The organism is Polaromonas sp. P1_E11 (genome assembly GCF_056405995.1).
Map to the genome: position 1 here is coordinate 227914 of NZ_JBFUBA010000002.1, position 12561 is coordinate 240474.

The window sequence follows — 12561 nt, forward strand, 5'->3', positions numbered from 1 at the left end:
GCACTTACAAGCCACTGACTGGCTTGAACCTTACAACTTCTGCAATTGAAGGGGTATCTGCGCTCCCCCTACAATGCCGCAAACCCCAGCTTACGCCATCATGACTGAACCCACTCAATCCCCTGCCCCTGCCAAAATCTCACCCCTGCGCCCGCTGCCCAACCTGATTTTCGCCAGCCGCTGGCTGCAACTGCCGCTTTACCTCGGCCTCATCGCCGCGCAGGCCGTCTACGTGGTGCACTTTCTGGTGGAACTGTGGCACCTGATTGAAGCCGCATTCGGGAGCCAGACCGCGTTGCAGGCACTAATCACCAGCATAGGCTACAAGACCGCCATACCCGTCGTGTCGCTCAACGAAACGGTCATCATGCTGGTGGTGCTGGCGCTGATCGACGTGGTGATGATCTCCAACCTCTTGATCATGGTAATCGTGGGTGGCTACGAAACCTTTGTGAGCCGCATGAACCTCGAAGGCCACCGCGACCAGCCCGAATGGCTGAGCCACGTGAACGCCTCGGTATTGAAGGTCAAGCTGGCCACGGCCATCATCGGTATCAGCTCCATCCACCTGCTGAAGACGTTCATCAACGCCGACAACTACACCGACAAGGTCCTGATCGCGCAAACGGTGATCCATATCACCTTCCTGTTGTCGGCGATTGCGATCGCCTACACCGACAAGATCATGTCCGCGATCGCCGCACAAAAGCACTGACCGCGTCACGCCGGGCGGTCCTAGCCCGGCGCCTTTTCGGCAGCGCTTGTGCGCAGCAGCATCAGTGCACCCAGCACCCCTGACAACAACGAACCGCACAGCACACCCAGCTTCAGTTGCGTCTCGTATGCCGCATCCTGGCCGGCGAAAGCGAGCGCACCGATGAAAAGGCTCATGGTGAAGCCCACGCCACACAGCAGGCAGACACCGAAAAACTGGCTCCAGCCCGCCCCTGCAGGCAAGCGGGCACCGGCAAAGCGGATCAACAGCCAGGAAGCGCCAAACACGCCGACAGCCTTGCCTACCAGCAGGCCTGCGGCGATGCCCAGGGGCACGCTTTGAAGGAGCGTTCCTGGCGTCACACCCTGAAGGGACACCCCTGCATTGGCGAAGGCAAACATGGGCAACACAGCAAAAGCCACCCAGGGGTGCAGCGTATGTTCAGCTGTTTTAAGCGGCGAGCCGCCTTTGCCGTCTGAAAGGGGAATCGCCAGCGCGGTAATGACGCCCGCCAGCGTTGCATGAATGCCGGACTTGTAAACAAAGAGCCAGATCACCAGGCCCACTGCCACGTAGGGCCCTATGGCCATCACCTTAGCCCGGTTAAAGGCCAGCAAGAGCAACCCACCGATCCCGGCGGCCAACAACGCCATGACCGACAAACCCTCAGTGTAGAAAAACGCAATGATCAGGATGGCACCCAGGTCATCAATGATGGCGACAGCGGTCAAAAACACCTTGAGTGATGCCGGCACGCGGCTACCCAGCAACACCAGAATGCCCAGCGCAAAGGCGATGTCGGTGGCAGCCGGAATCGCCCAGCCTCGCATCGCGACCGGGTCGCCGGCATTGATCACCATGTAGATGAGCGCCGGCGCCACCATACCGCCCAACGCGGCACCTGCCGGCAACAGCGCCTGCGCAGGTGAGGCCAGTTCGCCCTCAATCAATTCGCGCTTGATCTCCAGGCCCACCAGAAAGAAGAACACCGCCATCCACAAGTCATTGACCCAATGCAATAACGACTTGGAGAGCACCAGCAGATCACCGCCTACCCGCAGCTCCCCTGGCAGTTGCACAAACCGGTTGTAAGCCTCACCCCATGGCGAGTTGCTCAACACCAGCGCAGCCACAGCGGCCAGCGCCAGCACCACGCCCGAAAGCGATTGCGAATTGATGAACTGGTTGAGGATGCGGTGGACAAACTTGAGCATGCCCTATTGTCCCAGACCCGCAAAATGGCGGCCCATCCCGCTGCAGGCTCCAGGCCGCAATCCTGCTCTTTATTGCGCGGACTGCGGAAGAGGACCGAAGCTGGCAGCCTTGTCGGAAGCAGCTGCAGGCAGCACGGCCTTTTCCATCTCGGCTCGCCGCATCGGGCGCAGCACATACCAGGCCATCAGCGCCGCAATCGCATTCATGACGCTGCCAACAATAAAGACGGCGTGCCAGTTGCCGGTCATCGCGGTGAGCACACTGGACAGTGGAACCAGCAGCGACGCCGTACCCTTGGCGGTGTAAAGCAGACCGGCATTGGACGCAGCGTATTTGGAGCCAAAGGTATCGGCGCAGGTCGATGGAAAGAGGCTGTAGATCTCGCCCCAGGCGAAGAACACCATGCCCGTCAGTACCACGAAGGCAACCGGGTTATGGCCAAACTGGTAGAGAGCCAGGATGCCCACCGACTCGATGCCAAAGGCGATCAGCATCGTCTTTTCACGGCCGATCTGGTCCGACACCCAACCAAAGAACGGACGGGTAAGCCCGTTGAGCACGCGGTCAATGGCCAGGGCAAATGTGAGAGCCGGCAGCGCCAGGCCCATGATGCTGACGGGCACGTCGCCGACGTTGAAATCCTTGGCGATAGGTCCGAGCTGGGCCGTAGCCATCAGCCCGCCGGCCGCCACCATCACGAACATGACGTACATCACCCAGAACACCGGTGAACGCAGGACTTCGGACGGTGTGTAGTCGCGCCGGCTCTGCTGCACATTGATCGTGGAGATCGAGCCGCTCTTGGCCAGGTTCGCCGGTGCCCGCGTCAGCAGGAACGACACGACAAATACGATCACGCCCTGAATGATCCCGAAGTACAGGAAGGCAGACTGGTAGCCGCTGCCCTTGATCATGGCCGAGATCGGAAGAATGGTGAGCGCGGACCCCGCACCGAAGCCCGCGGCTGTCAGGCCCGCAGCCAGGCCGCGGCGATCCGGAAACCACTTCAAGGCGTTGCCGACGCAAGTGCCGTACACCGCGCCCGCGCCAATGCCGCTGATCGCAGCTGCGATATAAAGCAGCATCAGCGAATCGGCGAAAGAGTTGATCACCCAACCGATGCCGCAAAGAATGCCGCCGACCATGACCACCGGACGTGGCCCGAAACGGTCAACCAGGTAGCCTTCAATCGGGACGAGCCAGGTTTCGGTCAACACAAAAATCGTGAAGGCCACCTGAATGGCGGCCTTGCTCCAGCCGTACTTGTCGGCAATGGGATTCACAAAAAGGGTCCAGCCATATTGCAGGTTGGCAATCATCGCCATGCAGACGATGCCCAAGAGAAGTTGTATCCAGCGATGGGCGCGGGATGGCGCGGGGGTGGCCGTGTTGGCGTATGTCATTGATGTCTCCTGTCGCTTTTATGCCGTGGAAATTGCAATTGCAATCGTTGATGCTGTTGTTGTGAGCGGATTGTGAGAGCGGACATTTATGAGCCCATTGACCGCGATCAAGTTTGAAAAAAACTTTACACATCGCTCAAAAAAACGAAAGCGAATTGAAAGAATCGCTATGCCAAACCCCGGCCACTGCGATGGATTTGATTTACAGGATGGGGAGTGTGCGTGTTAGCGGCGCTGAGCATGAGCGCGCAATGCGGGATTAGCAGGTGCCCGGCATTGCACCGGGCCCAGAGGGCACTGAAAAGAAAGCGGAAGAAAAAAAGCAACCGCGTGGTGCGGTCTACTGCCGACGGCGCAAACAGCCCCGCAGCAATCAGATTAGCGGGCTCGCAGCGCGCTGATAAAAATAGACAGCGGCGTAGCAGCAATCAACTCACGCAGCACAAGGCGTACGCGCGCTTTGGCTGCGGGCTGGGCAATCGTCAAGTACAGGGCGAAGGCAGTCATGAATTTCCTTTGTGGCGTGAACATCTACGGACACGATCATAGGGTAAACCCTTAATCCACTCAACCCATCCGCTAACCACCCCCGAAACGGGTGTGGCCAGCGTCAGCCCACCATGTTTTCAGGCCGCACCCAGGCATCAAACTGCTCGCCCGTGACATGACCGGAGGCCAGCGCCGCATCGCGCAGGCTGCTGCCTTCCTTGTGGGCCTTTTTTGCGATGAAGGCTGCCTTGTCATAGCCGATGTGCGTGTTGAGCGCCGTCACCAGCATCAGCGAGCGGTCAACCAGCTCGGCGATGCGTTCGCGATTCGGCTCAATGCCGACGGCGCAGTGGTCGTTAAAGCTCACCATGCCATCGGCCAGCAGGCGCACGCTTTGCAAAAAGTTGTGCGCCACCATAGGCCGGAACACATTGAGCTCGAAGTTACCCGAGGCACCGCCGAAGTTGATGGCCACATCGTTGCCGAACACCTGCGCCGCCAGCATGGTGACGGCTTCGCTCTGCGTCGGGTTGACCTTGCCCGGCATGATGGACGAGCCGGGCTCATTTTCGGGAATGCTGAGTTCACCGATGCCGCTGCGCGGGCCGCTGGCGAGCCAGCGCACGTCATTGGCAATCTTCATCATGCTGGCAGCGAGTGTCTTGAGGGCGCCGTGCGCATGCACCAGTCCGTCCACCGAGGCCAGCGCCTCGAACTTGTTGGGTGCGGTCACAAAAGGCAGGCCTGTGAGCGTGGCCAGTTCGGCCGCCACTTGCTCCGCATACCCCTTCGGTGCATTCAGCCCCGTACCAACGGCAGTACCGCCGAGTGCCAGTTCATACAGGTGCGGCAACGCGGCACGCACATGCTTTTCGCCATGGTCCAGTTGCGCGACATAACCCGAGAACTCCTGGCCCAGAGTGAGTGGCGTCGCATCCTGCAGATGGGTACGTCCAATCTTCACGATGCTGTCGAAGTCTTTGGCTTTTTGCGCCAGCGTCGCGCGCAACTTCGCAATCGCTGGCAGGAGCTTGTGGGTCATGGCCTCCACAGCGGCCACATGCATGGCGGTGGGAAAAACATCATTGGACGACTGGCTGCGGTTGACATCGTCGTTAGGGTGCACCAGCCGGCCTTCGCCGCGCTCGCCGCCCAGGATTTCACTGGCGCGGTTGGCCAGCACCTCGTTGACGTTCATATTGGTCTGCGTGCCCGAGCCGGTTTGCCAGACCACCAGGGGGAATTCGTCCGCATGCCCGCCCGCGATCACCTCGTCGGCTGCGGCCACAATGGCCTTTGTTTTTTTCTCGTCCTGAAGGCCCAACGCATGGTTGACCCTGGCCGATGAGCGCTTGACCTGCGCCAGCGCCTTGATGATTTCGCGAGGCTGCTGCTCCCCCGAGATGTCGAAATTCTGCAGCGAGCGCTGCGTCTGCGCTCCCCAGAGTTTGTTGGCCGGCACCTCGATAGGGCCAAAGGTGTCGCGCTCCGTGCGCGTGCTGCTTGTCGTCATGGAAATATCCTGCACGTCAAAAAAAGATGGTGAAGAGTCCTAGTATGACCGCAGACGAGAAAGATTCTCATCTGAAGGGTTTTGGATCCTCTCGCCCGACATGCCCGAGTCGCCCGCCCAAGGGCGGATAATTGTGGGGTTTGCCCGAAATGTTCCCGAAACGCCCTCATAACGACGACCCACCATGACCACGATCAAGCAAGCCGACCTCATCGAATCCGTAGCCGCTGCCCTGCAGTACATCAGCTACTACCACCCCACCGACTACATCGCCCACTTGGCGCGCGCCTATGAGCGCGAGCAAAGCCCGGCCGCCAGGGATGCGATTGCACAGATCCTCACCAACAGCAAGATGAGCGCGACGGGCCAGCGCCCGATCTGCCAGGACACCGGCATCGTCAACGTGTTCCTCAAAGTCGGCATGGACGTGCGCTGGGAAGGCTTCACCGGCAGCATTGACGACGCCATCAACGAAGGCGTGCGCCGCGGCTACAACCACCCCGACAACACCTTGCGCGCCTCTGTGGTGGCCGATCCGCAGTTCGACCGCAAAAACACCAAAGACAACACGCCGGCCGTGATCTTCACCGAGCTGGTGCCCGGCAACAAGATCGACGTGACCGTAGCGGCCAAAGGCGGCGGCAGCGAAAACAAAAGCAAGATGGTCATGCTCAACCCTGGTGACTCGGTGGTCGACTGGGTGCTGAAAACCGTGCCCACCATGGGCGCCGGCTGGTGCCCGCCCGGCATGCTTGGCATAGGCATTGGCGGCACCGCCGAAAAAGCCGTGCTGATGGCCAAGGAAAGCCTGATGGACGACCTCGACATGTACGAGTTGCAGGCCAAGTCGTCCTCAGGCGCCAAACTGACCAAGACCGAAGAGCTTCGGCTCGAACTGTTCGAGAAGGTCAACGCGCTGGGCATAGGCGCGCAAGGCCTGGGAGGCCTCACCACCGTGCTCGACGTCAAGATCAAGATGTACCCGACGCATGCAGCCAGCAAGCCCGTCGCGATGATCCCAAACTGTGCCGCCACGCGCCACGCGCACTTCGTGATGGACGGCAGCGGCCCGGTCTACCTCGACCCGCCTTCGCTGGATCTCTGGCCCAACGTGAACTGGACGCCCGACTACAAGAAGAGCAAAAAAGTCGATCTCAATACGCTCACGAAGGAAGAAGTTGCCAGCTGGAAGCCAGGCCAGACCCTGCTGCTCAACGGCAAGATGCTGACCGGCCGCGACGCCGCGCACAAGCGCATTCAAGACATGCTGGGCAAGGGCGAAAAGCTGCCGGTGGATTTCACCAACCGCGTCATCTACTACGTCGGCCCGGTCGACCCGGTTCGTGATGAAGCCGTAGGACCTGCCGGCCCCACCACCGCCACCCGCATGGACGGCTTCACTGAAATGATGCTGGCCGAGACCGGCCTGATCTCGATGATCGGCAAATCCGAACGCGGCCCGGTCGCCATCGAAGCCATCAAGAAGCACAAGAGCGCCTACCTGATGGCCGTCGGCGGCGCTGCCTACCTGGTCAGCAAGGCCATCAAGACCGCCAAGGTCGTGGGCTTTGCCGATCTGGGCATGGAAGCGATCTACGAATTCGACGTGGTCGACATGCCGGTGACCGTGGCGGTGGATGCGGGCGGCACCAGCGCGCACATCACCGGCCCAGCCGAGTGGCAAAAGAAAATCGCCACCGGCGAGTTCAAAAACATTCCCGTCGCAGCCGCGTGAGCGAAGGCCATGCCGGCGTCGACCGGCCGGTCGGCGTGTTCGACAGCGGCGTGGGCGGCCTTAGCGTCTTCAAGGCATTGCGGGCCCAATTGCCCGCGGAGTCCTTCGTCTACCTGGCCGACGCGGGCTTCGCGCCTTATGGCGAGCGCGGCGACGCTTTTGTCATTGAGCGCACGCGCGCCGTCGTGCGCAAATTGCGCGAAGAGCATGCGATCAAGGCACTGGTGATCGCGTGCAATACCGCGACGGCGGCCGCCGTTCACCTCATACGAACCGAGCACCCGGACTTGCCGCTGGTCGGCGTCGAGCCGGCACTCAAGCCAGCCGTTGCCCTGAGCAAGACGGGCCGCATCGGTGTGATGGGGACGCGCGTCACGATGACCAGCGCCAAGCTACGCGCCTTGCACGACTCGCTGAAAGACCAAGCGGAATTCATCCTGCAGCCCTGCGACGGCCTGGCCGATGCGATCCAGAACCACGATGTGGCGCGGATCGGCGCGCTATGCGAGCAATACACGCAGGCGATCGGGTCTTTCGGCGGCCAGGCCGGGCAGGTCGACACCCTGGTACTGGGCTGCACGCATTACGCCTTCGCATGGGACACGCTGCAGGCGCTGGTCGGCCCCGATGTCCGCCTGATCGAAACCGGCGAGCCGGTCGCGCGGCAGACCCGCCGTTTGCTCGAAGCCGCCGGGCAGTTGCGGCGAGGCGACGCACCCGGCCACATCACTTTGCTGACAACGGGTCAGCAGGAGGCGCTGAACGCAGCCGCGCGACGCTGGCTGGACCTGCAGCTATAGCACCGCAGTGCCGGCAGGACTCGCCGGCGCTGGTACTCATCGACTCAGTGATGAGCCGAATCCTTTGAAGCAACTGAAGTTATTGCGGCTTCAGTCCCACGTTACGCGCCAGAGTGCGCCAGCGCTCCGACTCCGCCCGAAGGAATCCACGCAACTGGTCGCGTGAAGTACCTTTCATTTCCACACCCAAAGCAGACATACGTTCCACCACCTTGAAATCCGACATCGCACTCAGGAGTTCGAGGCGAAGCCGCTCGGTAACTTCTAGCGGAGTGGTCGCCGGTGCAACAAGCGCCCACCATTGCGCCACATCCATGTTCTTCAAGCCGAGCTCTGTCATCGTCGGCAAGGAGCGCAGGATAGGGACGTCCGAGCGCTTGCGGCCCGTCACCGCCAGCGCCTTGACCTTTCCGGAGGCCATCAGGCTGGAGCCGGTCGCCAGCGTGGCGAAGTAAGAGGACACCTGGCCGGCAGCCAGGTCAACCATCGCCGGCGCACCGCCGCGGTAAGGCACCATGTTGAACTTGATTTTGGTTTCCTGGGAAAACAGCTCGCCCACCAGGTGGCTGATAGACCCTGTGCCGCTGTTCGCCATGGCAGGTGGCCCACCCTTGGCGGTTGAAGAAGTTTTCAGGAAAGTCTTGAAGTCGCTGTTTTCGGGGCCCATGCCGGTAAACAGCACCATGGGCGATGTACCCACAAGCGTGATCGGCGTGAAGTCACGCAGCATGTCGTAAGGCAGGTTGGCAACAACTGCGGGCGCGTACACGTGCGACAACTCCACGATCGCCAGCGTATAGCCATCGGGTGCCGACTTGGCGGCCTGGTCAATGCCCACGTGGCCAGCGCCACCCGGCTTGTTGTCGACGATCACGGGTTGCTTCAGCCCCTCGCTCAGCCGCTGTGCGAGCACGCGGGTAATGGCATCGGTGCTGCCGCCCGTTGCCCAGGGAACGATGATCTTGATGGGCTTGTCGGGGTAGGCAGCCCATGCGGGCGCAGCGCCAAGCGCCAGGGTGGCTGCAGAACCAGCAAGCAGCGTGCGCCGCCTGATGGGGAATGTTGAAACTGACATGAACTCTCCTTGCATTGATCGGATACGCGAGACAACCCCACCTCCTCGTGGGCATCGTCAGCGCCCGGCGAGCGTACACCGCAGATGACGCATGCACCGTGTTACCACGCAGATACAACCGCTACATGTGGCTCGCGTCCAACGTTTTTCGCGCGTTTATTTTTTGTGGTCTCGCGACACCGCAAATTCACATGCGCATACTTTCAGCAAAGTAATTAAAAAGTCTGCAACACATTCGCGGATGCGTTTCCCCCCGGAATTCCGGCCGTTCGCTTTTTCAGACGGCGCTTAAATTTCCCGATCGGCACGCGCGGCGGGGATGGCCGGGTCCGCCGCGCTGCGAATCAAACCGAGGTTGGATTTCAGCATCTCGAACACCTTGCGTGTCACCGGGTTTATGACATTCTTTCGAATGAACAGGTAGTAATCAAGCTCAGGCAAACGCGGCAGTCCATCGTTTTCGCCCAGCACGCGAAGGTCGCTGCCCGCCATCTCGATGCCGCGCGCAGTCACGCCCAAACCCGCACGCAGCGCAGCCTTGATGCCGATCAGGCTGGAAGCGGTATAGCTCGGCGACCAGGGAATTCCGGCAGCGTCCAGTGCCTCTCGCGCCAGCCTGTGAAATACGCTGGGGCCCTCCACCAGAATCAGCGGCACCGGCTTGGCGCGATCATGTACGTAGCTGGCTGAGCACAACCACACCGTGGGTGACGTACGCAGCACCACGCCGTCGAGCGCCGGGTCGTTGCGGTTGGAGATAGTCATGTCGATCTCCCCGCGCTTGAGGGATTCCATCAGGAAAGGGCTGCGCCCCACATGGATGTCGAGCTGCAACAGCGGCGAAGCACGCGCCACCTGTGCCAGCAGCGTCGGCAGCATGGTGTCGGCCACGTCGTGCGGCGCGCCTATGCGCAGTGCACCCTCCAGGTTGCCTTGCTGCAGGCTGCGCAAGGCATCATCATTGATGGCCAGCAGGTGGCGCGCGTAACCGAGCAGCTTTAACCCATGCGGCGTCAGGCGCTTCTGGCGCCCATGCTTTTCAAACAGCGGGTGGCCGATCTGGTCTTCCAGCCGCTGCATTTGCTGCGTCACCGCAGATTGCGTTTTGCCCAGCTGCACGGCGGCGCTGGCAAAGCTGTCCTGCTCGTCGATGGCCACCAGCGCTCGCAGTAATTCCAGATCAAGGGTTTTCATTTCCAAGCGTTTTGCCAATATCTACTTATTACAAATGTTAATGTATTTATCTCTATTTCTGAGTTGTTTCAGAAATGCGAGTTGACTATATTAGGCCAAGTAAACCCAAAACTTCACTCAGGAAGATGCCCATGACCGCAGCAGTCGAGCGCAACCAGGTAGTTGGCGCCGCCATTCAAAACATTAAAATTATTGTTGGGAGCGGCGAGGCCAATCGCCAGTCCCTGGCCAAAGTGCTGGCCGTGTTGAACCAGCTGGCCGGCCAGAAGGAGCTGTGGAGCGCCACGGATTTCGCTGCGCCCGAAAGCCCCGAACTGCAGGCGCGCTACCTGATCGCTGAAGACGCCGACCAGAGCTTTGCGCTTTACCTCAACGTGATGCGTCCCGGCAAACGCATCGTGCCGCACAACCATACGACCTGGGCCTGCATCAGTGCCGTGGAAGGCTCCGAGATCAACCGCGTGTACGAACGCCAGGATGACGGCTCAGTGCCGGGCAAAGCGCAGCTCAAGGAGGTCAACGCCGTCGTGGTCGAGCCCGGCACGGGCATCGCCCTGATGCCCGAAGACATCCACTCCGTGGAGATTCCGGCCGGCCAGGTGATACGCCACTTGCACATGTATGGCCGCGCGCTTGAAACGCTGAACACGCGCACCGGCTACGACCTGGAAAAAGGCACGTACGAAACCATGGGCATCGGCGTGCAGACACGCCGCTGAACCCCCGCGCACCCTTACCCCCTTCCCTGAATTTCCGAACCTACACGCCCCCTATCCCATGACACGTTTTGTAGACGCGGCCACGCTGAAAGCCTGGCTGCACGACGGCGCGGAAATCGCACTGTTTGATGTGCGCGAGCACGGCCAGTACGGCCAGTCGCATTTGTTTTACGGCATCCCCCTGCCCTACAGCCGTCTTGAGCTGGACGCACCGCGCCTAGCGCCGCGCCGCAGTGTGCGGCTAGTGGTTTATGACACCGACGGCAGTGGCGCAGCACCTTTGGCCGCGCGCCGCTTCAGCGCACTCGGCTACAGCGACGTGCAGGTGTTGCAGGGCGGCACAACCGGCTGGCAAGCCGCCGGTTTCCCTCTGTTTGCCGGCGTCAACGTGCCATCCAAGACTTTCGGCGAACTGGCCGAGCAGGTCTATCACACGCCCCGCGTCAGCGCGACCGAACTGGCAGCCATGCTGGCGCGGAAGGACGACGTCGTGGTGCTGGACGGGCGGCCGTTTTCGGAGTTCCGCAAGATGAACATCCCGACGGCGATCAGTTGCCCCAACGGCGAACTGGCCCTGCGCATCCGCGACCTGGTCCCCAGCGAGAACACCCACATCGTGATCAACTGCGCAGGCCGCACGCGCAGCATCATAGGCGCGCAAACGCTGATCAACCTTGGTCTGCGCAACCCTGTATCGGCGCTGGAAAACGGCACCCAGGGCTGGTACCTCGCCGACTTCAAACTCGAGCACGGCGGCACGCGCCGCTACAAGGACTCGGCCCAGCCCACAGAGCCCGCCGGCATGCGCGCGGCAGCCCAGGCGCTGGCCAAGCGTTTCGATGTACCTGTCGTTGACGCGCAGACTGTGCGCGGCTGGGCCGGCGACACGCAGCGCACGCTCTTTTTGTGCGATGTCCGCAGCCCCGAAGAATTTGCACGCGGCAGCCTGCCCGGCGCGCAGCACACGCCGGGCGGCCAGCTAATCCAGGCCACCGACCAGTATGTGGGCGTGCGCCAGGCCCGGCTGGTGCTGTTTGATACGGACGGCATACGCGCGCTGACGGTCGCCAGCTGGCTGCGCCAGCTGGGTCACGACGCCAGCGTGCTGGACCAGGGCCTGGCCAGTGGCCTGGCGCTGCCCGCCACGGCGCCCGTGGCCCTGCCCGCGCTGCCCGCCACCACCGCACCCGCCCTGTCGGCCGGGCTGGCCGATGGCACCGTGGTCGCCATCGACCTGCGTCCCAGCATGCAGTTTCGCCAAAACCACATCGCGGGTACACGCTGGTCCATACGGCCGCGCCTGCCGCAGGCGCTGGCCGGTGAACACCGCCCGGTGGTGCTGATTGCCGACGAGCCCGCTGCGGCCGCCTGCGCGGCCGTTGACCTCCAGACATTGGGACTGAAGGCCAGCCTGCTCGAAGGCGGCCTCGATGGCTGGCGCGCCGCCGGCTTTGCGCTGCAGGCCACTGACAACATTCCCGCCGACAGCGACTGCATCGACTACCTGTTCTTTGTGCATGACCGGCATGACGGCAACAAGGAAGCTGCCCGCCAGTACCTGGCCTGGGAAGTGAACCTGATCGGGCAGCTCGACGCGCTGGAACTGAAGGCATTCCAGCTGCCTGATGCCCCGGCCGCCCACCCCGCGTAATACCGACTTGGCCCGCGCCGCCTCTTTTTCTTTATTCATCTTTTGCCCCAAT

The 12561-nt window shown here is 61.6% G+C and carries 11 protein-coding genes; 5 read left to right on the forward strand and 6 right to left on the reverse strand.

Translation table 11 applies throughout. From position 1 onward, the window contains the following. Positions 1–100 precede the first annotated feature (100 nt). Complete coding sequence (locus AC1D11_RS08555; protein ID WP_477651054.1) at positions 101–715, forward strand: YqhA family protein; 615 nt, start codon at positions 101–103, stop codon at positions 713–715. 20 nt (positions 716–735) lie between these two features. Here AC1D11_RS08555 and nhaA read toward each other — a convergent pair whose 3' ends face one another. From nhaA to fumC, 4 genes are all read right to left on the reverse strand, one after another. Further along, a complete protein-coding gene (gene nhaA, locus AC1D11_RS08560) occupies positions 736–1929 on the reverse strand; it encodes a Na+/H+ antiporter NhaA (protein WP_477649588.1) in 1194 nt (397 codons plus the stop codon). A 69-nt stretch (positions 1930–1998) separates the two neighbouring features. Beyond that, positions 1999–3333 (reverse strand): oxalate/formate MFS antiporter, encoded by a 1335-nt coding sequence (gene oxlT, locus AC1D11_RS08565; RefSeq protein WP_477649587.1) that lies wholly within the window; start codon positions 3331–3333, stop codon positions 1999–2001. Between the two features lie 378 nt (positions 3334–3711). Further along, positions 3712–3840 carry a hypothetical protein gene (locus tag AC1D11_RS08570; RefSeq protein ID WP_477649586.1) on the reverse strand — a complete coding sequence of 43 codons (129 nt, stop codon included), beginning with the start codon at positions 3838–3840 and terminating at the stop codon, positions 3712–3714. 103 nt (positions 3841–3943) lie between these two features. Beyond that, entirely contained in the window at positions 3944–5335 is a 1392-nt protein-coding gene (gene fumC / locus AC1D11_RS08575) for a class II fumarate hydratase (protein ID WP_477649585.1), read from the reverse strand. A gap of 184 nt (positions 5336–5519) precedes the next feature. Between fumC and AC1D11_RS08580 the strand changes: the two genes are divergently transcribed. Beyond that, positions 5520–7070 (forward strand): fumarate hydratase, encoded by a 1551-nt coding sequence (locus tag AC1D11_RS08580; RefSeq protein WP_477649584.1) that lies wholly within the window; start codon positions 5520–5522, stop codon positions 7068–7070. After that, positions 7067–7870, forward strand: a complete 804-nt coding sequence (gene murI / locus AC1D11_RS08585) for a glutamate racemase (RefSeq protein ID WP_477649583.1) — start codon at positions 7067–7069, stop codon at positions 7868–7870. Before AC1D11_RS08580 ends, murI begins: the two co-directional genes overlap by 4 nt. A gap of 79 nt (positions 7871–7949) precedes the next feature. Here murI and AC1D11_RS08590 read toward each other — a convergent pair whose 3' ends face one another. Both AC1D11_RS08590 and AC1D11_RS08595 read right to left on the reverse strand, forming a co-directional pair. Beyond that, positions 7950–8945, reverse strand: coding sequence for a Bug family tripartite tricarboxylate transporter substrate binding protein (locus AC1D11_RS08590; protein ID WP_477649582.1), 996 nt, complete (start codon positions 8943–8945; stop codon positions 7950–7952). Positions 8946–9233: 288 nt separating this feature from the next. Beyond that, positions 9234–10139: a LysR substrate-binding domain-containing protein gene (locus tag AC1D11_RS08595; RefSeq protein ID WP_477649581.1), complete on the reverse strand. Its 906-nt coding sequence runs from the start codon at positions 10137–10139 to the stop codon at positions 9234–9236. A gap of 131 nt (positions 10140–10270) precedes the next feature. On the opposite strand from AC1D11_RS08595, the gene AC1D11_RS08600 reads away from it, so the two are divergent. Together AC1D11_RS08600 and AC1D11_RS08605 are read left to right on the forward strand one after the other, a co-directional pair. Further along, on the forward strand, positions 10271–10858 hold the full coding sequence (locus AC1D11_RS08600) for a cysteine dioxygenase family protein (RefSeq protein WP_477649580.1): 588 nt from the start codon (positions 10271–10273) through the stop codon (positions 10856–10858). 58 nt (positions 10859–10916) lie between these two features. Continuing rightward, a complete protein-coding gene (locus AC1D11_RS08605; RefSeq protein ID WP_477649579.1) occupies positions 10917–12509 on the forward strand; it encodes a rhodanese-like domain-containing protein in 1593 nt (530 codons plus the stop codon). Positions 12510–12561: the final 52 nt, after the last annotated feature.